This window comes from Janthinobacterium sp. C22 (genome assembly GCF_057919405.1).
The window spans coordinates 4,288,052-4,309,173 of record NZ_CP193659.1; the positions used below are offsets into that span (position 1 = coordinate 4,288,052).

A 21,122-nucleotide genomic window follows, 5' to 3' on the forward strand; every position below is an offset into this window, starting at 1 on the left:
GGCACGCCGTCAGCCGGCCCAGCCCCGGGCTTCCCGAACAACATTACTCATAGCTGATCGTGAACGTCGCCGACGCATTCGCCGGACCCGGCGTCACATTGGCCCCGGTCTGCAGGTAGCGCGCGCGCAGGGGGATGGTATAACTGCGGTCGCTGGCGCTCAGGGTCAGCCCGCTGCTTCGTTTGATAGCCAACGGCAGCGGCGTGCCGGCCGTGGTCGCCACCTGCACGCCTATGCCGCTGGCGGCGGGAGGACGGCCCGCAGGGCTGGGATCGAGGCCCAGCACGCCATTGGCCGGGCTGATCGCGGCGCCGGCTGGATCGATGCGGTACTGCAGGCTGTTATTGTCGCTGGTTCCGCTGCTACCCGTGCCTCTCGGCGAGTTGCCGCTTTGCGAGACCCAGCTGGCAGGAGTCTTGTTCACTGTGCCATGGAAGGCCGGGCAATTGTTCAAGGAAATGGAAAAATCCGTCCACCCAGTGGCGCTGTTGACCCCGGTCAATGCCTTGGGCCTGTGCGTGCCCATGGCCACCGCCACATCCGGCGTGCGGCAGGTGCGCGAGACAATCTGCAGACTGCCGGAGACGCCCATCTTGAAGCCCAGCACTCTCGCATCGCCGAAATTGCCGAACAGGCTGACGGTCGGCAGTGAGTCGCCCCGCAGCACGCCCGGTGCCACGTCGCCCAGCTTGATCAATATCAATTCAAAATTGGCAGGCCCATCAAAAGGAACAATGCAGCGATAGCCCGCTTCACAAGTGGTCGATACCTTGCCTGTCTGTCTGGGCAGCAGACCGCCCGTACTGTTGAAGGCAACCCCCAGTCCCGCAATGCTGGTTTGGTAGACTTTACCGGCATACATCCCGCTGGTCCAGTTGGCCTGGCCGGAACCTGCCTCAACCGTAAACTCGGTAAATTGTTGATACGGGGGATACAGGCACTCCGCTCTCACCGCCTGGCCGCCGGCCATGTTGAATGTCTGCCGATACACTTCGGTGCCCACCGGCACATCGCGCCCGACAGTGATCGCCGAGACCTGCAGCGGCATGGCGCCCACCGCCGGCTGGATTCCGTTCATGTAGGTGCAGGTGACCGCGAAGGCCGGGCTGGTCGCCGCCCACAGTAGCGCGGCGGCCAAGCCTGATTTGACCAAAGAGCCAATATTCATAACGGTACCTTTACGATGTTGATTGGTGCAACTTATTGAGAATGCATGAGGTACATCATGGAGTTGATGAGGGCGCCCGGAACTCTAGCAGCCATGGCAGCACGCCCGCAGGCGACCTGGCCGGTTTTCGCTTCCCGTCCGTTCCTGGAAGGCCCTTCCGTCGCCGCGCTCCTGTGTCATTGCGGGATGAAGTGTAAAACCTCCGCGGCACAAGCACTATAGGAGCACTCCGAAAAATGCGGCGGCCAAAGGGCCCGGACGGTTGCTGCTTGAACGGTCAGCCGCGCCCGCGGCATGACAGCACCAGCAGCAAGGCCAGCGCCAGCATGGCACTCGCGCTGCCCAGGGCAAGCGTCACGCGGTGCGCCAGCAGCGGCACGCCTGCCAGCTGGTGCGCGCCAACAGCCGAGATCGCCACAAGGACAGCCAGCCCCAGCGAACTGCCCAGCTGGTGCGCCACGTTGACGATGCCAGATGCCGCGCCCGCATCCCGCGCCGGCACGCCGGCCACGCCGGCCGCCGTCAGCGGACTGAGGGCCATGCCCTGCCCCGCGCCGATCAGCACCATCGGCAAGGCCACGCCCAGCCAATAGGCCGTGCCAAGGTCGACGCGGCTCAGCCATGCCATGCCCAGCAGGGTCAAGCCCAGGCCCATGGCCAGCAGGCGCGCATTGCCGAAGCGCCGCGTCAAGCGCGGCACGCACAGGGCCACGCCGAAGTTGACCAGGGTCATGGGCAGGAAGGCCAGGCCCGTCAACGATGGCGGATAGCCGAGCACCACTTGCAGGAATTGCGTGGTGAAAAAGAAGAAACCGATCATGGCGCCCAGGAACAGCACCCTGGCCCCGTACGCGGCATTGCGTTGCCTATCGGCAAAAAGACGCAGCGGCAGGATCGGTTGCGCGGCGCGCCGCTCGATGAATATGAAAGCAGCCAGCAGCAACATGCCCGCCGCCAGCGTACCTTGCGTCAGGAAGTCGCCCCAGCCGGCGCCGGCCGAGCGGATCAGGCCATACACGAGCGCCGTCATGCCGATGGTCGAGCTGGCGGCGCCGGCCACGTCGAACGAGCCCCGGCTGCGGTCGCTTTCCGAGATGTAACGGCGCGCAGCCGCCAGCATGGCCGCGCCAATGGGCAGGTTGAGGAAGAAACCGACTCGCCACGACAGCCATTCGGCCAACACGCCGCCCAGCACCAGGCCCACGCTGGCGGCGATGCCGGCCACGGCGCTGTACAGGGCGATGGCCCGTGTGCGTTCGCGCCCTTCCGCAAACGTGGTTTGCAGCAAGGCCAGGGTGGACGGCGCCAGGATGGCCGCGCCCACGCCCTGGATGGCGCGCGCGGCGATCAGCATGGCCGGCGACCGCGCCAGGCCGATGGCCAGCGACGCCACGGTGAACAGCGCCAGGCCCAGCTGCAGCATCCTGCGCCGGCCGAAAACGTCGCCGGCGCGCGCGGCCAGCAGCAGCAAGCCGCCAAACGTCAGGGTGTAGGCGCTTTGCACCCAGGCCAGGCCCGTGTCCGTAAAGCCCAGTTCCTGATGGATTTTCGGCAAGCCCGTCAACACGATGGACGTGTCGAGCACGATCATCACATAGCTGACGAGGATGATGGCGAGGATGGCCGCCTTGTGCGGCGCGGCGGGGATAGCGGGGAGATTTTTCATACCGCCACTGTATGCCTTCCCCATTACGATGAATAGATGCTAAAGTCCGCATGAACTTATTAGCCTCACTAATAAATGGAAAATCATACATGGCACAAACCAACTTCAACGATATCCTCGCCTTCGTGGCCGTGGCCCGCGCCGGCAGCTTTACCCGGGCGGCGGCCAAGCTGGGCGTGTCGCAGTCGGCGCTGAGCCAGACCGTGCGCGCGCTGGAAGAACGGCTCGGTCTGCGCCTGCTGGTGCGCACCACGCGCAGCGTCTCGCCCACGGATGCGGGTGAACAGCTGCTGCGCACGGTGGCGCCCCGCTTCGACGAAATCGAGGCGGAGCTGGCCCTGCTCAGCGAACGGCGCGACAAGCCTGCCGGCAACATCCGCATCAGCGCGGGAGAACATGCGGCGCTGACCATCCTGCAACCGGCCATCGCCCGCTTGCTGCCCGAATATCCCGACATCAATATCGAAGTCGTCGTCGACAATGGCATGACCGACATCGTCGCCGCGCGCTGCGACGCGGGCGTGCGCCTGGGCGAGCAAGTGGCCAGGGACATGATCGCCATGCCGATCGGCCCGGATTTCCGCATGGCCATCGTTGCCTCGCCCGCGTATTTCAGCCGCCATGCGCCGCCCGTCACGCCGCAGGACTTGATGGCGCACAACTGCATCAACATGCGCCTGCCCACCCTGGGCGGCCTGTTTGCCTGGGAATTTGCCAAGGATGGGCAGGAGCTGAAAGTACGCGTGGAAGGACAGATGATTGTCAACAACATGGCCATGCGGCTGCATTCGGCGCTCGATGGCCTGGGCCTGGCCTGCATGGCCGAAGATATCGTCCTGCCCTGCCTGGCCGATGGCCGCCTGGTCCGCGTGCTCGACGACTGGTGCCCCACGTATGCGGGCTACAAGCTGTATTACCCGAGCCGGCGCCACCCGTCGCCCGCGTTTACCCTGCTGCTCGACACCTTGCGCTATCCATCTCCGACCGTTTGAGCCAGCGCAAGCCGTGAGCGGACGCGGACGGCAAAGTGAACGAACACGCATTTACCGTGCGGCGGCGCAGGACTATAGTGGCTGCTTTCCCACCTGTTCAAGGATCGCCATGAAACTCTTTTATTCGCCGGGCGCCTGCTCGCAGGCACCGCACATCATCCTGCGCGAAACGGGGGCGGCCTTCACCCTCGTGAAGGTCGACCTGGGCCGGCACCGCACGCAGGAAGGCGGCAATTACTACGACCTCAACCCGAAAGGCCAGGTCCCGCTGCTGGCGCTCGACGATGGCACGACCTTGAGCGAAGGCCCCGTCATCGCCCAGTATCTGGCCGAGCGGGCCGGCAGGCAGGATTTATTGCCGCCCGTGGGCAACTTTGCCCGCTACAAGGTGCTGGAATGGCAGAACTACATCACGTCCGAACTGCACAAATCGTTCAGTCCCCTGTTCGATCCCCGCTTCGACGCCGCCACCAAGACCTTATTCATTGAGCAACTTGGCAAAAAATTCAAGTGGGTGGACAGCCGCCTGGAAGGCCGGCCCTATCTGACGGGCGACACCTTCACCGTGGCCGACGCCTATCTGTTCGTCGTCACGGGCTGGGCGCCGAACGTGGGTGTGGATTTGTCCGCGCTGGCGCATCTGCAAGCCTTCCTCGCAAGAGTGGCCCAGCGCGACAGCGTCAAGGCTGCTTGGGAAGCGGAAGGATTAGCCAAGGCGGCTTAAAAGCAGTGTTGCTGAGCAGGGAAAGACCGCTCCTTGACGGCGCTGACATAGGCCGTGAAGGCGCCGCCAATGCTGGCCTGCCCCGTCATGAAGTCGCGCACGAAGCGCGCCTTCTTGCCTGGAAACACGTTGAGCATATCGTGCATGACGAGTATCTGGCCTGAACAATCGGGACCGGCGCCGATGCCGATGGTGGGAATGGCCAGCAGCGCCGACACTTCCCGGCCCAGCGCGGCCGGTATGGCTTCGAGCAGCAATAGCGCGGCGCCAGCCGCCTGCAGGGCCAGCGCGTCGGCTTTCAAGACTGCCGCGCTTTCCGCCGTCTTGCCCTGCACCTTGAAACCGCCCAGCTGATGCACGGACTGCGGCGTCAAGCCCAGGTGGGCGAACACGGGGATGCCCCGCTCGGTGAGAAAGCGCACGGTATCGCACAGCCAGCCGCCGCCCTCCAGCTTGACCATGTGTGCACCCGCCTGCATCAACTGGACGGCGTTGGCATACGCCGCCTGCGGCGTGGCATAGCTGCCGAACGGCATGTCGGCCGCCAACACGGCCGTACGGTTGCCGCGCGCCACGCTCGCCGTGTGATAGGCGATGTCGGCCACGCTGACGGGCAAGGTCGTGCCCTGCCCCTGCACCACATTCCCCAGCGAATCGCCGACCAGCAGCAGCTCCACGCCGCAAGCATTCATCAGGGTGGCAAAACTGGCGTCATAACTAGTCAGTGCGGCAATTTTTTGCCCTGCATCGCGCATGGCTTGCAAGGCTGGCACCGTCAACGGCTTACTATGCGGCAAGTGTTCACTCTGGTCTGGGGCGGGCATAGTTTTCATTTCGTTAAGTTAAGTTTTCTCGGACTTGCCGTGCATCACCATGATGGTTTGCTGCATCAGCGCGCACAGGGTTTCCTGGCCATCCTTGACGGCAAACACTTCGGCTTGCGTAACGATCAGGGTGCGGCCGGGCCGCACCACCTTGCCGCGCGCAATCAGTTTCTCGCCATCGGCGGGCGCCAGCAAATTCATCTTGTATTCCACCGTCAGCACGGACGCGCCTTCCGGCACCATGGTCATGGCCGCGTAGCCGGCGGCCGAGTCCGCGATCATGCCCACCACCCCGCCATGCACGAAGCCGTGCTGCTGCTCGATACCGCTCCAGTGCGGCACGTGGATTTCCGTGCTGCCATGCGCCACCACGGGCAGGCTGGCCCGGATCAGGGTCATGGCGTTCTGCAAATCGAAACTGGCGCGGACTCGGTCGGCGAATTGCGGGTCAGGAAGTCGTGTCATGGTGAAATACTTTCTCAAGTGAACAGAAAAAAGAACTTATGGCACCACTCTACCCTGCTTCTTGCGCGCCGCGAACAACACGGTCAGGGTGCCGCAGGCACTGACCAGCACGATGCCGGCCAGCAGCACGCCGGACAGCGGCGTCAGGATTCCTTGTTGCATATCGGAGTCCTCATTATCAACGGTGCGGCTTTTCTTGATATAGTGAGAATCCGACACTCCCTCCTTCAATACAGCCAACCACAATGCCCGTGCCCACCACAAGACATCTGCTGCTGGCGCCCTACAGCGGCGCCCTGCCAGCCGCCATCTGCTTTCGCAGCGCCGCCATGCCGGCCGCAGGGATTTATCCCAGCCACAGCCACTCCTGGGGCGAGTTCGTGTATGCGCTCAGCGGCGTGGTGGAAGTGCTGGTGGCCGGAAAACACTACCTGGTGCCGCCCCAGTACGGCATCTGGCTGCCGCCCCGCGTGGCGCATACGGGGCAGAACCGCCATCCCGCCTTCCACAGTTCGCTGTATGTGAGCGAAGCACTGTGCCGGGAGCTGCCCGCCGCGCCGTGCGCGCTGGCCGTCACGCCCTTCGTGCGCGCCATGCACGAGCACTTGCGCAGCCATCCGCCCGGCTTGCCGCAGACGATTCATGAAGAGCGCCTCTTGTACGTATTGCTGGACCAGCTGGCGCGCGCCACGCCCGTGGGCAGCTATCTCCCCAGCTCGGATGACCCCATGCTGGGCAATGTGCTGGCCATGCTCGACAGCAACCCCGGCGACGACCGCCCGCTGGCCGCGCTGGCGCAGGCCGTCAACACCACGGAGCGTACGCTGATGCGCCGCTGCCAGCGCGACCTCGGCATGAGTTTTGCCCAATGGCGCGCGCGGTTGCGCGTGATCAAGGCCATGGCCATGCTGGAAACGGGCCAGACGGTGGAAAGCATCGCCTTCGACCTGGCATATGCCAGCTCCTCGGCCTTCATCACCATGTTCCGCAAGGTGACGGGCGAGACGCCGGACGAGTACCGGCGGCGCAGTACCTAGCCGAACGCGCCAGGCGCCCGCAATGACCCGCGCTGTGCGAAAATGCCCGCCTTCGCCATTGCCGGATTTTACTCATGCCGCACGCTGCCCTCGCTACCCTTGCCACCCTTTCCGGGCGCGACGCCCGGCGCATCGGGCGCCACGCCCAGGCGGCCGACGCCGCCCGCTTTCTGCATCCGGTGCAGCAGGCCTTGCTGCACCGGCGCGGCTGGCTGACGATGCTGGCGCCGCGCAGCGCGGGCGGCGCCGAGCTGCCCTTGCCGCAGGTGGTGCGCCTGGAAGAAGCCGTGGCCGCCGTCGACGGCAGCATGGGCTGGGTGCTGACCCTGTGCGCGGGCGCCGGCTGGTTCGCCGGCTTTCTGGCGCCAGGCATGGCGCGCGCCATCATCGGCACGCCGCGCGCCTGCCTGGGCGGCAGCGGCGCGGCCACCGGTTATGCGGAGGAGGAAGGCGACGGCTACCGCATCACGGGCAGCTGGGACTACGCCAGCGGCGCGCCGATGGCGACCCACTTCACCCTGAACGCCCGGCTGCAGCGCGCTGGCCAGCCCCTGCTCGACGAACAAGGCAAGCCGCGCATCCGCGCCTTCCTCGTGCCCGCCGCCCTGGTGCAGCTGGTACCCTCGTGGAACAGCATCGGCATGCGCGCCAGCGCCTCGCACAGCTACCGCATCGACGGCGCATGGGTCGGCAAGGAACACGGTTTTACCATCAGTCCGGAAGCCGCGACGGCCGACGGCCCCCTGTACCGCTACCCGTTCTATTCACTGGCGTATGTCACCCTGGCCGCCAACGTGGCCGGCATGGCCGCGCATTTCATGCGGCTGGCCGAAGAATGCATGCGCCACCGCCGCCATGCGCGCGCCGGCCTGCCGCTGCTGGAGGTGCCGGAGGTAATATCCATGCTGCAAGGAAAGAAAGACGCATTGATCGCCGCCCGCGCCCGCTTCTACGCCGTGCTGGACGACAGCTGGGCGCAGGTGGCCGCCGGCGCGACGCTGGGCGCGGACGCCATGCAGGCCGTGCAGGCCGGTTCGCTGGCTTTGGTGGCCGTGTGCCGCGCGGCCGTCGACGGTCTGTATCCGTATTGCGGCCTGTACGCGGCGCGCGAAGACAGCGCCATCAACCGCGTCTGGCGCGATTTCCATACGGCCAGCCAGCATGCGTTGCTGCTGCCGTAGCGTAAACGCGCCGCGCGGCAACGCCAGCCAGCGTCTTAGCGCGGATAACTGTCGTCCGTCACCTGCTCCAGCCAGCTGACCGCCGATCCGTCTTGCGCCTCGGCAATGGCGACATGCTGCATGGCAGACGTGGCCGTCGCACCATGCCAGTGCTTGACGCCGGGCGGTATCCACGCCACGTCGCCCGCGGCCAGCGCCTGCAGCGGGCCCTGCCAGTGCTGTACCCAGCCGTGGCCTTGCGTGACGATCAAGGTCTGGCCCAAGGGATGCGTATGCCAGGCCGTGCGGGCGCCGGGCGCGAAGGTGACGATGCCGCCGCCCACGCGAGCCGGAGACGGCCGCTGGAACATGGCGTCGACCTCGACCGTGCCCGTGAAGTAGCGGGCGTCGCCCGTGATGGTGGGCATGACGGCGGCGCGCGTGACGGTGACGGCGGCTGGCGCAGAAATGGCCCCGGCGGGCAGGCAAAGCGGCAAGAGTGCCGCGGCGTATCGATGCATGTCTGGTTTCCTTTCTTACCTGTATGATTTACCCCACGGGCAGCCGGGCAGCCGGCTGCGCCTGTCCTGGCAAGTCCAGCTTAACAGCGCTGGCCCGCGCTGATTAGCGGCGCAAAGCCACTAGCGCCTATAAGCTGGGCTGATGAATGGACCGATGCGCGGCCGATGCGCAACTTGTTTCGCAGGAAAGGCAGGCGGACGCCATGCCAGCCGCATTGCCTGATAATATGGAGACATCGCTACTTCCCTGCCCCCATCCATGCACGTCAACACGCTCAGCAGCCTGGCGCAACTTTTGGCCAGCGCCGAAACGGAAACCCTGGCCTTTCCCACCAGCATCAATACGGCCCTGCTCTTGCAAAAGGAACTGGCCAACCCGGATTGCCACTCAGCCGACATCAGCCGACTGCTGCTGTGCGAACCCACCTTGTCGGCGCGCGCCGTGGCGCTGGCCAATTCGGCCCTGTTCGCGCCCGGTCAGGCGCCCGCCATCACCAGCGTGCGCGCCGCCGTCGAACGGCTGGGCCACCGCAACCTGTATGCGCTGGCGACGGCGGCCGTCATCCGCCAGCTGAACGCGGGCATCCGCGACGAAGCCTTGCGCGCCCATGCCATCCAGCTGTGGGCGCACACCGTGCACGTGGCGGTGCTGGCGCATGCGCTGGCGGGCGCCGTCACGCACACGGATGCCGACACGGCGCTGTTCGCCGGCATCGTGCATGAAGTGGCAGGCTTCTATTTGCTGGCCCAGGCCGACAAGACCCCGGGCCTGTACGCCCAGCTGGAAACGCAGATGGCGTCCACGCTGGAAGTGATCGGCCGGGGACTGATGCGCCAGCTGGGCGTGCCGCAGCAGGTGGCCGACGCCGTCAACGCCTTGCCCGGCTCGACCATCATGCTGCCGCCCGAAGGCTTGCGCGACACCCTGCTGCTGGCCAAGGCGCTGGCGCCCGTGCCTTCGCCGCTGCCGCAGGCCGGCATCACCGTCAGCGCGCCGCTGCAAGCCTACCTGGAGCACGATCCCGTGCTGCAGGCGCTGCGCACGCAGCCGTCGGCCGAAGCGAAGGGCCTGATCGAGGTGCTCCTCAGCTGATGGCCGATCTGCTATGATGGCGCAGGCCGGGATGGACCCGGTCCGCTTTCATTGATGTCCACTGGAAAACTGCCTTGACTACCTCCTTACGCATGCTCGGCCTGGCCGCAGCTCTGACCATGGCGTGCAACGCCAACGCCGACAGCTTCGTTTCCTCGGCCTCCAGCGCCGGCTCCCAGTCGAGCGGCAGCATTTCCGATTCGCTCAACGGTTCGAGCAACAGCTCCTCGCGCGACAACAAGGTGGCCAATGGCCCCTACCGCATCATCGACGTGGCCGCCATGCCGGGCCGCGACGGCATGACGCGTTTGACCATGCAGGCCGACGCCACGGCGACGCCGCTGGTGTTGGACTTGCCGCAGGCGGCGCTCGACAAGCAGCAACTGGCGCAGGGCGACGTGGTGCATGCGCAAAACCGCGCCTACGGCATCGAATTCTCGCGCAACGACACGCGCGCCGCCTTCTTCCTCGTGCTGGCCGACGACTGGTACGGCGAAATGGCCACGCGTCCCGTCAGCCTTTGATCCGTTTTCGCCTGCACCGCCCGGCACTGCTGCTGGGCGTCTGCATCATCTTCAGCGCTGGCGCCGCGCAGGCAGGCACCTCGCTCGCCTCGTCGCGCTTTTGCGACCGCGCACAAGAACTCACGGCAACGGAACAGGATCGCCTGCTGCGCTTTGCCGCCGTCGTGCGCGAGGAACTGGCCGCCAGCGAAGGCAGCGTAGCCCTGATCAGCCGCTCCGGCCTGGACCTGGCCCGCTTCGGCATCCGCTATTCGCACGCGGCGCTGGCCTGGCGCCACGACAATGACAGCGGCTGGTCCGCGCGCCAGCTGTACTACGCCTGCGACGAAGGCCGCCCGCGCATCTTCGACCAGGGCACGGCCGGTTTCGCCATGGGCACGGCCAATCCTGCGCTCGGCTACATCTCGCTCGTGAAACTGCCGGCGGAAACCGTGCCGCCCCTGCGCCGCACCCTGCTCGACCCCGTGCGCGTGCAGGAGCTGCTGGCGGGCCGCTACAGCGCCAACGCCTACGCCTTCAATTTGAAATACCAGAACTGCAATCAGTGGGTGGTGGAAATGCTGGCCGCCGCCTGGGGCGAACTGGCCGCGGGCGGCGACTTGCGCGCGCGCGCCCAGGACTGGCTGCGCGCCGCGCCTTACAACCCCGCTCCTGTGGACGTGGGCGCCCGCTGGCTGATGCTGGGCTCGATCTTCGTGCCCCTGGTGCACATGGACGACCATCCGCCCGAAGCCATCGGCACCATGCGGCTGGCAGTCAGCCTGCCGGCCAGCCTGGAAGCGTTCGCGCGCCAGCGCCTGCCCGCCAGCGAGCGCGTGGAAATCTGCCACGACGGCAGGCAGGTGGTGGTGCACCGGGGCTGGGAACCGGTCGCCGACGGCTGCGTGCCCGGCCCGGACGACCGGGTCATCGCGCTCGACTGATTACATCTGCGCGTCGAGCGCCTCGCCGATCGCATAAAAACGCCCGCCGGCGATGTAGTGCAGGCTGCGCCACGATGCATCGGCCTCCTCGAAATGCCAGTGCCCGTCGCGGAACACGCGCGTGTCGGCCCAGGCCCCTACCACTTCGCCGATGAACAGGTCATACGCAGCCTGGTTGTGCGGCTCGGGCAGCAGGCGGCAGGCCAGCCAGGCGGAGCATCCGGCCACGAACGGCAAATCGCAACCATCCATATGAAACAGCTGCACGCCGGCGCGCGCCAGCTTGTCGGGCTGCGCATCGAGACTGTGCGTGCCCACCGCATGCGTCAGCCGCAGCTGCGCCGCCGTCGGCACCTGGATGACGAAGCTGCCGCTGCCCTCGACCAGCGCGCGCGTGCGCGTGGCCTTGTCCAGCACCACGGTGAGTTTCGGCGGCGCGAAATCGAGGGCGCAGGCCCAGGCGGCGGCCATCACGTTGTCCACGCCAGCATGGCGGGCCGAGACGAGGATGGACGGGCCATGGTTGAGCAGGCGGTAGGCTTTTTCCAGCGGCACGGGGGCGATATGGCGATGTTCAGGCCCCCTGCTTTTCAGGGACAGGAGCATGTCCCACTGGTCGATGCCGGGCCCGAAGCCATCCGGCGTCACCTTCACGGGCTCAAAGCCGAAGCGCGCATAAAACTGCTGCGTATGCTGGCTGGTATTCATGCTCACCTTGGCCACGCCAGGCATGGCGCGTATCGCGTCCAGGCGCGCCTGCGTCAGCGCGCGACCCAGTCCCTGGCCGTGCAGATCCTGCGCCACCATGCCCCAGCACAGGCTGGCAACAGTGCCGCCCGCCTCGATGGCATGGCCGCCGCAGGCGACGATGCGGCCGTCGCGCAGAATCACCAGATACGGATGCGTCGAGGTATCGAGCCAGGCGGCAAAGTCCGCGCGCTAGGACGGGTCGAAAAAGCGCGGCGTGTTGCCGTCGAACAGGGCCAGGCAGGCGTCGCGGTCGCCGGCCCGGTAAGGACGTACTGTTTGCATTTTCCGTACTCAAAAGAAGATGAACGCCGATTATACGGGGTGCGCGTTCAGGCCAGTTGCTCCGAGCTGACGACATGCACGCCCGGCGCGGCGGCCAGCGCCGCTTCCAGCAGCGCTTGCGCGATGCGCGGCGCGGGATTGATGCGCCAGCGCGCCGGCAGCATGGGCCCCAGCACGCGCAGCAGGCGCAAGGCGGCGCCCTCGCCCGCGCGCGCCTGCTCGCGCTCGCCGCCGATCAACCCGGGCCGCACGCAGGTGAGCGATCTAAAACCCAGCTGCTCCAAGTCGCGTTCCAGCTCGCCCTTGACGCGGTTATAGAAGATGCGCGAGGCGGCGTTGGCGCCGGCGGCGGAATTGAGCGCATACGCAGGCGTGCCGGCCGCCAGCGCCAGGCGCGCCACGGCCAGCGGATAGTCGTGGTCCACGCGCCGGAACGCCTGCCGCGTGCCCGCCAGCTTCATGGTCGTGCCCAGGGTGCAGATGACGGCGTCTGCCTGCCACCACGGCGCATCGGGCGGCAAGCGGTCGAAATCGACGACGGGCGCCTCGAGCTGGGGATGCGCCGGCAAGGGCTGGCGCACGGGCGCGACGACCTGGCTGACGCGCGCGTCACTCAGCGCCAGGCGCAGCACTTCACGGCCTACGAGGCCGGTGGCGCCGACGAGCAGTAGTTTCATGGCTTTCCCGTTCAAGTTGCTGTCAGCCACCACCATACACGGAACTCAGGACAGGCGCAGCGCCAGCGCCGCCAAGGTCACCAGCAGCACGGGCACGGTCAGCACGATGCCGACGCGGAAATAGTATCCCCACGAGATGTGGATATTCTTACTGTCGAGCACGTGCAGCCACAGCAAGGTGGCCAGGCTGCCGATGGGCGTGATCTTCGGGCCCAGGTCGCTGCCGATCACATTGGCGTAAATCATCGCCTCGCGCACGGCGCCCTGCGCCGTCGTCGGGTCGATGGCCAGCGCGCCCACCAGCACCGTCGGCAGGTTGTTCATCACGGACGACAGCAAGGCCGTCAGCACGCCCGTGCCCATGGCCGCGCCCCACACGCCGTACTGGGCACAGTGATTGAGGATGCCCGTCAGATAAGCCGTCAGGCCCGCGTTGCGCAAGCCGTACACGACCAGATACATGCCCAGCGAAAAGACGACGATTTGCCATGGCGCATGGCGCAGCACGTGGCGCGTGGAAATCACGTGGCCCTTGCCCGCCACGCCCAGCAGCAGCGCGGCGCCCACGGCGGCGATCAGGCTGATGGGCACGCCCAGGGCTTCTTGCGAGAAAAACCCTACCAGCAGCAGCGCCAGCACCAGCCAGCCGGCGCGGAAGGTCCCCATGTCGCGGATGGCGGCGCCCGGGCGCTTGAGTTGCGCCACGTCATAGTCGAGCGGAATATCCTGGCGGAAAAAGAGCAGCAAGGCCGCCAGGGTGGCAAGCACGGCGACGACGTTGACGGGCACCATCACGGACGCGTACTCGGCAAAGCCGATCTTGAAATAGTCGGCCGAGACGATATTCACCAGGTTCGACACCACCAGCGGCAGGCTGGCCGTGTCGGCAATGAAACCGGCCGCCATCACGTAGGCCAGGGTGGCTTTGGCGGAAAACTTCAGGGCCCGCAGCATGGCGATGACGATGGGCGTCAGGATCAGCGCAGCGCCGTCGTTGGCAAACACGGCGGACACCAGCGCGCCCAGCAAGACCAGCAGCACGAACAGTTTTGTCCCGCTGCCGCCGCCCCAGCGCGCCACGTGCAAGGCGGCCCACTCGAAGAAGCCGGCCGCGTCGAGCAGCAGGCTGATGATGATGACGGCAACAAAGGTGCCGGTGGCGTTCCACACGATATGCCAGACGACGGGGATGTCGCCCCAGTGGATCACGCCGGCCAGCAAGGCGACACCAGCGCCGATGACGGCGCTCCAGCCGATGCCCAGGCCGCGCGGCTGCCAGATGACGAGGATGAGTGTGGCGAGAAAGATGAGGAAAGCGGTCAGCATGCGGCGAGGGTCCCGTGCGGTGCGGCGTCGCGGGCACCATGCGCCGCAGCCTGTGAACGTCAACAATAATTCCATAATACTGGAATTATTGAATGAATGCAAAGGCCGCGGCGGGACTGCCTTATTTCAGCGCGATGGCGATATCGGTCAAGCCCACCGTCCCATTGCCGATGGCGGAGGCGGCCGGCGTGGCCGCGCCGCCGCTTGGCACCGCCGCGCCCGTCGCCAGGTCGATGCGGTACAGTGCGCTGGGGCCGCCGGCCGCCGTGCGCAGGGCCGCCAGAACCAGCCCGTTGGCGCCGCCCGCGATATCGAAGCCCACGTCGCCCGCCACGGCAACGCCGAGCGCGCTCGCCCCCACAGCGGCCAGGGTGCCGTCATTCGGCGGATTCTGCAGGGCGAGACTGGCACTGGCCGTGTCGATATCGAACAGCATGGTCGCCGCCGCGCCCGCGAAGCTGTTGGTATAGGCGGCGGCCGTCACGGCCGGCGCCGCGCCCGCCCGGTTGATGGCGCCATCGGTGGTGGTGGCGCCCGTGTCGGTATTGATGCGCAGGCTTTGCCCCGTGTTGCCGATCACGCGCAGGCGGTCGGCCACGGGGTTGAAATCGACGCCAAAGGCCGTGCCGGCGATGGCCGTGTACGGCGCGCTGGTATCGAGCGCGTCGGCCGCCAGCGTCGCCTTGACGGCGACGGCGCCCGTGGCCGGATCGATGGTGACGATGCGGGCCGCGGAGGAAATGCCGTACAGCAAGCCATCCTTGGGACGGATGTCAAAGCCCAGCAGGCGCTCGCCCGCCGCCAGGCCCGTGACGGCCACGTTGACGTCGAGCGTGTTCGGCGTGGCCGTCTTGAAGGTGACGATGCGGCCATCGTCCGTCAAGCCGTAGGCGACGGGCGCCGCCGGCGGCGTCAAGGCGATGCCGCGCAGCTCTTCCGTCACGCCGATGGCCGCCACCAGCGTCGCCGGTGCCGTGGCCGCCGCCAGGTTCACGGTGTAGAGATTGCGCGCGCCGGCCACCGTCATGACGGCGTAGCCCGTATTCGTGCGCGCATCGATGTCGAAGCCGGCCACGCTGGTGGCCGCCACGCCGAGCGGCACGGCGCCGGCCAGGGTGCCGTTGTTGGGCGGATTTTGCGTGTAAAGGGTGGCATTGGCCCCATCGATCACAAACAAAGTGGTGCCGGCCGTGCCCGCGAAACTGTTGGTATAGGCGGCGGCCGTGATGGCCGTATTGCCTGCGCCGCCGTTGATGTTGCCATCCGTGGTGGTGGCGCCCGTATCGGCATTGATGCGCAGGCTTTGCCCCGTGTTGCTGACGATGCGCAGGCGGTCGGCGACGGGATTGAAATCGACGCCAAAGGCCGTCCCGGCCAGCGCCGTATAGGGTGCCGTGGTGTCGGCCGCATCGGCCGCCAGGCTGGCTTTCACGGTGGCCACGCCCGTGCCGCCATTCAAGGTGTAGAGCCGGCCCGTGCTGCCGACGCCGTAGAGCTGGCCATCGGCGGGCCGGAAATCGATGCCCAACAGGTTTTCCCCGCCTGCAAGCCCGTCACGGCGACCGTGCTGCGGATGGTGGCCGGCGCGGCGCGGTCGAACGACAGCAGTTGATTGCCGGCCGTGAGCACAAACACATCGCCCGTGACGACGGGAGGCGGCGCTGGCGTGACGACGGCCTCATCGTGGTGGCCGCCGCCCCCGCAGGCGGACAAGGCGATGGCGACGGCGGAAGCGAGCAGCAGCCTGGAAAATGGCAAGGATGGCAGCGTGGACATGAGCGTGACTCCGGTAAGTGAGTGAAGGGACGTGCTGCCCAAGCCGCTGTGGCAGCGAGCGCACCCCGGTACTACCCGCCATGCGCGCATTTGGATGCAGCGGCGCAAAAAAGTGTTCACGCCGCCATTTTTACTTATCTTTAGGCAACTTAACCGGTGTATAGTCGCAGGCACGATGAGAACTGGGGTCAGGAAAGTGGCGCGCATCTATCAGACCAACAATATGGGCGAAGCCGACGTGCGGGTAGCCATCGTGCAGCGCGGCAATGCCGACCTGCTCGTGCACCGCGCGGCCAGCTGGGGCCTCGCGCATGGCGACGCGCAGTGGTTCATCACGCGCGAGCGCCAGGATGCCACGGCCAGCGTGTACTTCACCTCGCAAGGCTTTGCGCAGCTGACCATCTGTTTTGTCGACCAGGCCGGCGAGCAGGCTGGACCAGGCCACATCGACTCAAGGGCTGCCTCGCGCACGGAGGCGGCTGACACTCAAGCGGAGGAATGCGTCATGGATTTGATTTTGCTCGAACCCGGCAACGGGGAACTCGTGTTCGGCAAGATGCCGGTCGGCGGCATCGACAGCAGCGGCGGCAGCCTGATCGACAGCGCCTGGCGCGATAGCGGCGCGCTGCAGGACATGGGCCGCTGCATCGAACTCGTGTCATTACATCAGGGCATGAAGCAGCAGGTGACGACGGACGTCAGCAATGCGGCGCGCACGTCGGGGCGGCCCGTGATCACGGAATTTACCTGTGTCAAATATGTCGATGCGATCTCGGTGAAACTGTACGAACTGTGCCTGAGCGCCCAGCCGCTGGGCAGCGGCGCGGCCCAGCCGACCAAACTCTACATCGCCCGCAACTCGGGCGACAAGACGGTCAACATCATCACCATCGCGCTGCGCGACGCCCTGATCAGCGAAATCCAGCTGCAATCCCATCCCAACGACATGCCGACCGAACAGTTCAAGCTGAACTTTACGGAAATCCTCTGGAGCTACAGCGTGCAGCAGGCGGACGGCCAGCCAGCAGCCCAGCACACGACGGGCTGGAGCCTGGCGCGCAACCGCCCGATCGGCGCGTTTACGGCTTGACGCCGAGCACGGCTTCGACTTCCGCCTTGCACTGCAATAGCGCCGACAGCAGCAGTTCCCGCTGGGCGTGGAAACGCAGGGCCGGCACGCCCAGCGACAGCGCGTAGCGCTCGCTCGTGCCCGTGTCCAGGGCCACGCCGATGCCGCACACGCCCGGCGCATGCTCTTCCATATCGACGGCGTAGCCTTGCGCGCGCACCTGCGCCAGGTGCGGCAACAGTTGCGCAAGCGCCGCGATGGTCTGACCCGTGCGCGCTTCCAGGCGTTCGCCGAACAGCCGGCCCAACGCCTCGTCTGACAGACCCGCCAGCAGCGCCTTGCCATGCGCGGTGCAGTGGATCGGGTAGGCCGTTCCCACGGCCGAGACGACGCGCAGTTCATGGTCGGAACAATACTGGTCCACCGACACCGCATGCAGGCCGCGGTACACGCACACGTCCACCGTTTCGCGCGTGCGCCGGCCCAGCGCTTCCGCATGCGGCCGCAGGACCGCCACCACATCCGTATGCGCCGACGCCGCCAGGCGCGCGATGGCCGGCCCCAGCTTCACCCCGCCGGCGCCGGAACTGACCAGTTGCTGGGCTTCCAGCGCGGCGACGATGCGGTGCACCGTCGTGCGCGGCAAGTCCGCACCCTTGGCGATCTGCGCCAGGCTCAGGCCGCCCGCCTGGTTTTCCAGCGCGCGCAGCACCGCCGCCGCGCGCGCGATGACTTGCTTGCCGCTATTGCCTTCGTTTTCTTCACTCATCTCTTTACCCAATTGTGCATGACGATAGCTGCCGTGACGGCATTGACCGGCATTGACCGGCATTGTACATGGCCCTATAATTGTTCCATCATTCGGAACACTGTTCCGTTAAACGGTTTACCCAACCCAAACACCAGGGAGGCGCATGTCCAGCCGCAGTATATCGAAGACAGCAACGTGCACGCTCCTTTCCGTTGCCAGCCTGACCATCATGGTGGGATGCGTGCTGGTTCCGGGATTGCCGTCCATCGCCGCGCGCCTCGGGGTGGCCGACGCCGCCAGCTGGCTCGTCACGCTGCCCTCGCTGGGCGTGGTGCTGTCCGGCCCCTTCGCCGCCATGCTCATGCAGCGCCTGGGACTGCACCGCACCCTGCTGACGGGACTGTTCCTGTACGGCTTGCTGGGCATCTCGGGCATGTTCTTGCATGGCCACCTGGCCGTGTTCGCCAACCGTTTCCTGCTGGGCGTGCCGACGGCGCTGGTGATGGCCTCGGGCACGGGACTGATCTCGGCCCTGTTCAGCGGCCAGGCGCGGCTGCGCATGATCGCCAGGCAAGGCATGACGATCGAACTGGGCGGCGTGCTGTTCCTCGCACTGGGCGGCCTGCTGGCCACGGCGGGCTGGCGCTATCCCTTCCTGCTGTATCTGGCCTCGTGGGTGCTGCTGGCCTTCGCCTGGCGCTGCGTGCCGGCACCCGGGCCGGCCGGGGATGCCGGCATGGATGGCGCGCCGCCGGCGCCCGGCCCGTCACGCGCCCTGCTCCTCGTCCATGCGCTGGCGGCGCTCTCCATGACGGTGTTCTTTGCCGCCATCATCGTTTTACCGCTGCGCCTGCAGCAGCTGGGCTGGAGCGAGGACCGGGCTGGGTATCTGCTTTCCTTCGTGTCGCTGGTGGCCGTAGCGGCCGCCTGGCTGATGCCCCGGGCGGTCCGGCGCCTGCATGAACACGGCACCCTGGGCGCTGCCTTCGCCTGCTATGCGCTGGCGCACCTGCTGTTTGCGGGGGCCGCCGCGCTGCCCGCGCTGCTGGCCGGCGCCATGGCGCTGGGGATGGGCTTCGGCCTGTCCGTACCCCTGTGCACGCACATGACGGTCGAGCACAGCCACTTGCCCAGCCGCAACCGCAACCTCGCCTATCTCTCGATGGCCATCTTCGGCGGGCAATTTCTCTCTTCCTTCATGACGTATCTGCCCGGCAGCCACGCCACGATGTTTGCCGCCACGGCCGCACTGGCCCTGCTGGGCGCGGCCGTGGCGGCCGCCCTGCTGCTGCGCCGCCGCGCCGCGACTGTCTCCACCACCCGCACTGAAAGGTAAGACCATGGATCTCAACGACGTCCACGCCCTGCTGCACCCCGCTCCCCTGGCACTGGAAACGGGCTTCGAACGGCTGCCCAGCGGCGTGCTGCACGTGGCGTGCCGCACCGACTTGGCAAATTGCACTGGCGAGATGTTTGAATGGTGGTTCCGCTCGCGGCCCGACACGGAGCGCTACCTGATGTGGCACCCGGTCGACCACCTGGCCAGCGGCTGGGCCGAAGGCAGCGCCGGGACGCACATCGGCTCCATCCATCTGGCGGAAGAATTTTTCAGCGGCATGCCGGCCGAACAGCTGGCCATCCAGTTCCGCGATCCCCGTGAATTCTTCGAGGGACGACAATATGAGGTGGCGCGGACCGAGGGCCGCATTTCAGCCGCCGTGTGCGCCAGGGTGGGCATGAGCTATGCGCCGCCCCGCACGGCGGACGGCGCCGTCATCGGCGGGCGCCTGCTGCACATGGGCCGCGACACGGCCTGGGGCATGACCTTGCGCAGCCATTTCTACATGGGCCAGGACTTGCCGGACGCCGGCCACAGCCCGCAAGAGATCGCCGCCCTCTTCCCCGATGCATTCGCCCGCGCCCTGCTCATGCATTGCTACAACGAATTCACCTTCCTGGCGCAATTCCTGCGTTCCCACTACCAGGCGAAGCACCGCGACAGCGTGCCCGTGGCGCTGCCCTGGTAGACGGAGGTTCACTCCTCGAGGCCGCCCCCAGCGCCTTGTACAGCGCCACGGCCGACTTGAACTGGTCGCGCCGCGCGTCGAGCAGGGCTTGCTGGGCCGCATACGACTGGCGCTGCGCGTCGAGCAATTCCAGGCGGCTGTCCTGGCCCGCGTCGTAGCGCAGCTGCGACAGGCGCTGGCGCTGCCGCGACGCCGCCACCACGCGCTCCTGCGCGGCGATCTGCTGCGCAAACGTGGCGCTGCCGGCCAGGCCGTCGCGCACCTCGCGGAACGCCGCCTGGATCGCCTGTTCGTACTGCAGCACGGCCACGTCCTTGCGCAACCGCGACAGCTGCAATTCCGCGCGCAGCTGGCCGCCCTGGAACAGCGGCTGCGTCACTTGCGGCGCGAACGACCAGCTGCGCGCGCTGCCGCGGAACAGGTCGCCCAGTTCCGGGCTGGCAAAGCCCAGCGACGCCGTCAGCGACAAGCGGGGAAGAAGGCGGCGCGGGCGGCGCCGATTTCCGCATTCGCCGCCGCCAGCGCGTATTCAGCCTGCAAAATGTCGGGACGGCGCGCCAGCAAGTCCGACGGCAGGCCGGGCGGCAGCTGCGTCAGCACGGGCTGGCCGTCGAGCGGCCGGCCGGCGGGCAAGTCCGTTGGCAATGGCGCACCGAGCAGCAATTCCAGGTTGTTGCGCGAAAGTAGACTGGCTCGCTCCCGCGCCTGCACGTCCGCCTCCGCCGTGGCGGCCTGCCCTTCGGCTTGCGCCACGTCCAGGCCGCTGCCCTGCCGCGCGCCGTGCAGGCGCTGCGTCAGGAGCAGCGCCTGGCGCCAGTCAAGCAGCGTTTGCCGGGCCAGCGCCAGCTGTTCCTCGGCCAGGCGCTGCTCCAGGTAGGCGTCGGCCACGGCGCCGATCAGGGCCATATGCGCGGCGCGCTGGCCCTGCTGCGTCGCCAGATAGCGGGCAAACGCCGCGTCCGACAAGGAACGCAAGCGGCCGAACAGGTCGATCTCGAACGCGCTCATGGCGATGCCGGCCGTGAACTGATTCTGCGTCACCGCATCGGCGCCGCGCTGGCGCACGCCGCCCGCATTCGCGCCGATGGCCGGAGTGCGGCCCGCATCCTGGATCTGATACTGGGCCCGCACGGCTTCCACGTTGAGCGAGGCCACGCGCAAGTCGCGGTTGTTTTCCAGCGCGATATCGACCAGGCGCTGCAGGCGCGCATCGAGCAGCATCTGGCGCCAGCCCAGGTCGGCCGCGGTGTCGGCCGCGGCTGGCGCGGCAGATTCTGCATAGCTGGCCGGTATCGGCGCCGCCGGCTTGACCAGCGGCGGCGTCAGGGAACACGCCGACAAGGCCAGCGCGGCCAGGGGCGTGAGAA

The 21,122-nt window shown here is 67.0% G+C and carries 22 protein-coding genes and 2 pseudogenes; 10 read left to right on the top strand and 14 right to left on the bottom strand.

Translation table 11 applies throughout. The annotated features are described in order from the left end of the window. Positions 1–43 precede the first annotated feature (43 nt). Both ACRHIG_RS20070 and ACRHIG_RS20075 read right to left on the bottom strand, forming a co-directional pair. Positions 44–1,168: a fimbrial protein gene (locus tag ACRHIG_RS20070; RefSeq protein ID WP_489627640.1), complete on the bottom strand. Its 1,125-nt coding sequence runs from the start codon at positions 1,166–1,168 to the stop codon at positions 44–46. Positions 1,169–1,445: 277 nt separating this feature from the next. After that, positions 1,446–2,834, bottom strand: a complete 1,389-nt coding sequence (locus tag ACRHIG_RS20075) for an MFS transporter (protein WP_489627641.1) — start codon at positions 2,832–2,834, stop codon at positions 1,446–1,448. 89 nt (positions 2,835–2,923) lie between these two features. Here ACRHIG_RS20075 and ACRHIG_RS20080 point away from each other — a divergent pair, with 89 nt between their 5' ends. Next, positions 2,924–3,826: a LysR family transcriptional regulator gene (locus tag ACRHIG_RS20080; protein WP_489627642.1), complete on the top strand. Its 903-nt coding sequence runs from the start codon at positions 2,924–2,926 to the stop codon at positions 3,824–3,826. Between the two features lie 109 nt (positions 3,827–3,935). Next, positions 3,936–4,550, top strand: a complete 615-nt coding sequence (gene gstA, locus ACRHIG_RS20085; RefSeq protein ID WP_489627643.1) for a glutathione transferase GstA — start codon at positions 3,936–3,938, stop codon at positions 4,548–4,550. Here gstA and panB read toward each other — a convergent pair. From panB to ACRHIG_RS20100, 3 genes are read right to left on the bottom strand one after another with little or no spacing between them, the layout of a single operon-like run. Further along, positions 4,547–5,383: a 3-methyl-2-oxobutanoate hydroxymethyltransferase gene (panB, locus tag ACRHIG_RS20090; RefSeq protein WP_489627644.1), complete on the bottom strand. Its 837-nt coding sequence runs from the start codon at positions 5,381–5,383 to the stop codon at positions 4,547–4,549. The genes gstA and panB overlap by 4 nt on opposite strands. 9 nt (positions 5,384–5,392) lie before the next feature. Further along, positions 5,393–5,839, bottom strand: a complete 447-nt coding sequence (locus tag ACRHIG_RS20095; protein ID WP_489627645.1) for a PaaI family thioesterase — start codon at positions 5,837–5,839, stop codon at positions 5,393–5,395. Positions 5,840–5,875: 36 nt separating this feature from the next. Beyond that, positions 5,876–6,001, bottom strand: coding sequence for a hypothetical protein (locus ACRHIG_RS20100; protein WP_489627646.1), 126 nt, complete (start codon positions 5,999–6,001; stop codon positions 5,876–5,878). Between the two features lie 83 nt (positions 6,002–6,084). Here ACRHIG_RS20100 and ACRHIG_RS20105 point away from each other — a divergent pair, with 83 nt between their 5' ends. Together ACRHIG_RS20105 and ACRHIG_RS20110 are read left to right on the top strand one after the other, a co-directional pair. Beyond that, a complete protein-coding gene (locus ACRHIG_RS20105) occupies positions 6,085–6,876 on the top strand; it encodes an AraC family transcriptional regulator (protein WP_489627647.1) in 792 nt (263 codons plus the stop codon). Positions 6,877–6,950: 74 nt separating this feature from the next. Continuing rightward, a complete protein-coding gene (locus ACRHIG_RS20110; RefSeq protein ID WP_489627648.1) occupies positions 6,951–8,057 on the top strand; it encodes an acyl-CoA dehydrogenase family protein in 1,107 nt (368 codons plus the stop codon). A 35-nt stretch (positions 8,058–8,092) separates the two neighbouring features. Here the strand turns inward: ACRHIG_RS20110 and ACRHIG_RS20115 are convergent, their stop codons facing one another. Then, a complete protein-coding gene (locus tag ACRHIG_RS20115; protein ID WP_489627649.1) occupies positions 8,093–8,557 on the bottom strand; it encodes a (R)-mandelonitrile lyase in 465 nt (154 codons plus the stop codon). Positions 8,558–8,816: 259 nt separating this feature from the next. Between ACRHIG_RS20115 and ACRHIG_RS20120 the strand changes: the two genes are divergently transcribed. The 3 genes from ACRHIG_RS20120 (at position 8,817) to ACRHIG_RS20130 (ending at position 11,097) form a co-directional block, all read left to right on the top strand. Continuing rightward, a complete protein-coding gene (locus ACRHIG_RS20120; RefSeq protein WP_489627650.1) occupies positions 8,817–9,650 on the top strand; it encodes an HDOD domain-containing protein in 834 nt (277 codons plus the stop codon). 92 nt (positions 9,651–9,742) lie between these two features. Next, the gene (locus ACRHIG_RS20125; RefSeq protein ID WP_489630841.1) at positions 9,743–10,174 is read left to right on the top strand and encodes a hypothetical protein; all 432 of its coding nucleotides are present in this window, start codon (positions 9,743–9,745) and stop codon (positions 10,172–10,174) included. After that, complete coding sequence (locus ACRHIG_RS20130) at positions 10,174–11,097, top strand: DUF2145 domain-containing protein (protein WP_489630842.1); 924 nt, start codon at positions 10,174–10,176, stop codon at positions 11,095–11,097. Before ACRHIG_RS20125 ends, ACRHIG_RS20130 begins: the two co-directional genes overlap by 1 nt. On the opposite strand, the gene ACRHIG_RS20135 is transcribed toward ACRHIG_RS20130, so the two are convergent. The 6 genes and pseudogenes from ACRHIG_RS20135 to ACRHIG_RS20160 all read right to left on the bottom strand — a co-directional run bounded on the left by ACRHIG_RS20135 (position 11,098) and on the right by ACRHIG_RS20160 (position 15,908). After that, complete coding sequence (locus tag ACRHIG_RS20135; protein ID WP_475417614.1) at positions 11,098–11,703, bottom strand: flavin reductase family protein; 606 nt, start codon at positions 11,701–11,703, stop codon at positions 11,098–11,100. A gap of 3 nt (positions 11,704–11,706) precedes the next feature. Further along, positions 11,707–12,012 (bottom strand): annotated as a pseudogene (locus ACRHIG_RS20140) (GNAT family N-acetyltransferase); the annotation flags it as partial. A gap of 164 nt (positions 12,013–12,176) precedes the next feature. Beyond that, positions 12,177–12,806 carry a Rossmann-fold NAD(P)-binding domain-containing protein gene (locus ACRHIG_RS20145; protein WP_489627651.1) on the bottom strand — a complete coding sequence of 210 codons (630 nt, stop codon included), beginning with the start codon at positions 12,804–12,806 and terminating at the stop codon, positions 12,177–12,179. Between the two features lie 45 nt (positions 12,807–12,851). Further along, positions 12,852–14,132 (bottom strand): arsenic transporter, encoded by a 1,281-nt coding sequence (locus ACRHIG_RS20150; RefSeq protein ID WP_489627652.1) that lies wholly within the window; start codon positions 14,130–14,132, stop codon positions 12,852–12,854. A gap of 121 nt (positions 14,133–14,253) precedes the next feature. Then, on the bottom strand, positions 14,254–15,660 hold the full coding sequence (locus ACRHIG_RS20155; RefSeq protein WP_489627653.1) for a DUF4394 domain-containing protein: 1,407 nt from the start codon (positions 15,658–15,660) through the stop codon (positions 14,254–14,256). Continuing rightward, positions 15,588–15,908 carry a hypothetical protein gene (locus ACRHIG_RS20160; protein ID WP_489627654.1) on the bottom strand — a complete coding sequence of 107 codons (321 nt, stop codon included), beginning with the start codon at positions 15,906–15,908 and terminating at the stop codon, positions 15,588–15,590. The genes ACRHIG_RS20155 and ACRHIG_RS20160 overlap by 73 nt, the downstream gene beginning before the upstream one ends. A 196-nt stretch (positions 15,909–16,104) precedes the next feature. On the opposite strand from ACRHIG_RS20160, the gene ACRHIG_RS20165 reads away from it, so the two are divergent. Next, positions 16,105–16,998, top strand: a complete 894-nt coding sequence (locus ACRHIG_RS20165; protein WP_489627655.1) for a 7(1) septoil knot domain-containing protein — start codon at positions 16,105–16,107, stop codon at positions 16,996–16,998. Here ACRHIG_RS20165 and ACRHIG_RS20170 read toward each other — a convergent pair. Continuing rightward, positions 16,988–17,746: an IclR family transcriptional regulator gene (locus ACRHIG_RS20170; RefSeq protein WP_489627656.1), complete on the bottom strand. Its 759-nt coding sequence runs from the start codon at positions 17,744–17,746 to the stop codon at positions 16,988–16,990. The two genes, ACRHIG_RS20165 and ACRHIG_RS20170, sit on opposite strands and share 11 nt — an antisense overlap. 145 nt (positions 17,747–17,891) lie before the next feature. On the opposite strand from ACRHIG_RS20170, the gene ACRHIG_RS20175 reads away from it, so the two are divergent. Together ACRHIG_RS20175 and ACRHIG_RS20180 are read left to right on the top strand one after the other, a co-directional pair. Beyond that, the gene (locus ACRHIG_RS20175; RefSeq protein WP_489627657.1) at positions 17,892–19,064 is read left to right on the top strand and encodes an MFS transporter; all 1,173 of its coding nucleotides are present in this window, start codon (positions 17,892–17,894) and stop codon (positions 19,062–19,064) included. A 4-nt stretch (positions 19,065–19,068) separates the two neighbouring features. Beyond that, positions 19,069–19,755 (top strand): DAPG hydrolase family protein, encoded by a 687-nt coding sequence (locus ACRHIG_RS20180; protein WP_489627658.1) that lies wholly within the window; start codon positions 19,069–19,071, stop codon positions 19,753–19,755. On the opposite strand, the pseudogene ACRHIG_RS20185 reads toward ACRHIG_RS20180, so the two are convergent. After that, positions 19,676–21,111 (bottom strand): annotated as a pseudogene (locus ACRHIG_RS20185) (efflux transporter outer membrane subunit). The gene ACRHIG_RS20180 and the pseudogene ACRHIG_RS20185 sit on opposite strands and share 80 nt — an antisense overlap. Between the last annotated feature and the right edge of the window lie 11 nt (positions 21,112–21,122).

Coding starts and splice junctions, on each gene's coding strand:
- ACRHIG_RS20115 (WP_489627649.1), bottom strand. CDS start 8,557: ATGCATCGATACGCCGCGGCACTCTTGCCGCTTTGCCTGCCCGCCGGG.
- ACRHIG_RS20095 (WP_489627645.1), bottom strand. CDS start 5,839: ATGACACGACTTCCTGACCCGCAATTCGCCGACCGAGTCCGCGCCAGT.
- ACRHIG_RS20175 (WP_489627657.1), top strand. CDS start 17,892: ATGTCCAGCCGCAGTATATCGAAGACAGCAACGTGCACGCTCCTTTCC.
- ACRHIG_RS20080 (WP_489627642.1), top strand. CDS start 2,924: ATGGCACAAACCAACTTCAACGATATCCTCGCCTTCGTGGCCGTGGCC.
- ACRHIG_RS20125 (WP_489630841.1), top strand. CDS start 9,743: ATGCTCGGCCTGGCCGCAGCTCTGACCATGGCGTGCAACGCCAACGCC.
- ACRHIG_RS20075 (WP_489627641.1), bottom strand. CDS start 2,834: ATGAAAAATCTCCCCGCTATCCCCGCCGCGCCGCACAAGGCGGCCATC.
- ACRHIG_RS20135 (WP_475417614.1), bottom strand. CDS start 11,703: ATGCTCCTGTCCCTGAAAAGCAGGGGGCCTGAACATCGCCATATCGCC.
- ACRHIG_RS20100 (WP_489627646.1), bottom strand. CDS start 6,001: ATGCAACAAGGAATCCTGACGCCGCTGTCCGGCGTGCTGCTGGCCGGC.
- ACRHIG_RS20145 (WP_489627651.1), bottom strand. CDS start 12,806: ATGAAACTACTGCTCGTCGGCGCCACCGGCCTCGTAGGCCGTGAAGTG.
- ACRHIG_RS20170 (WP_489627656.1), bottom strand. CDS start 17,746: ATGAGTGAAGAAAACGAAGGCAATAGCGGCAAGCAAGTCATCGCGCGC.
- ACRHIG_RS20070 (WP_489627640.1), bottom strand. CDS start 1,168: ATGAATATTGGCTCTTTGGTCAAATCAGGCTTGGCCGCCGCGCTACTG.
- ACRHIG_RS20120 (WP_489627650.1), top strand. CDS start 8,817: ATGCACGTCAACACGCTCAGCAGCCTGGCGCAACTTTTGGCCAGCGCC.
- ACRHIG_RS20110 (WP_489627648.1), top strand. CDS start 6,951: ATGCCGCACGCTGCCCTCGCTACCCTTGCCACCCTTTCCGGGCGCGAC.
- ACRHIG_RS20180 (WP_489627658.1), top strand. CDS start 19,069: ATGGATCTCAACGACGTCCACGCCCTGCTGCACCCCGCTCCCCTGGCA.
- ACRHIG_RS20105 (WP_489627647.1), top strand. CDS start 6,085: ATGCCCGTGCCCACCACAAGACATCTGCTGCTGGCGCCCTACAGCGGC.
- gstA (WP_489627643.1), top strand. CDS start 3,936: ATGAAACTCTTTTATTCGCCGGGCGCCTGCTCGCAGGCACCGCACATC.
- ACRHIG_RS20160 (WP_489627654.1), bottom strand. CDS start 15,908: ATGTCCACGCTGCCATCCTTGCCATTTTCCAGGCTGCTGCTCGCTTCC.
- ACRHIG_RS20150 (WP_489627652.1), bottom strand. CDS start 14,132: ATGCTGACCGCTTTCCTCATCTTTCTCGCCACACTCATCCTCGTCATC.
- panB (WP_489627644.1), bottom strand. CDS start 5,383: ATGAAAACTATGCCCGCCCCAGACCAGAGTGAACACTTGCCGCATAGT.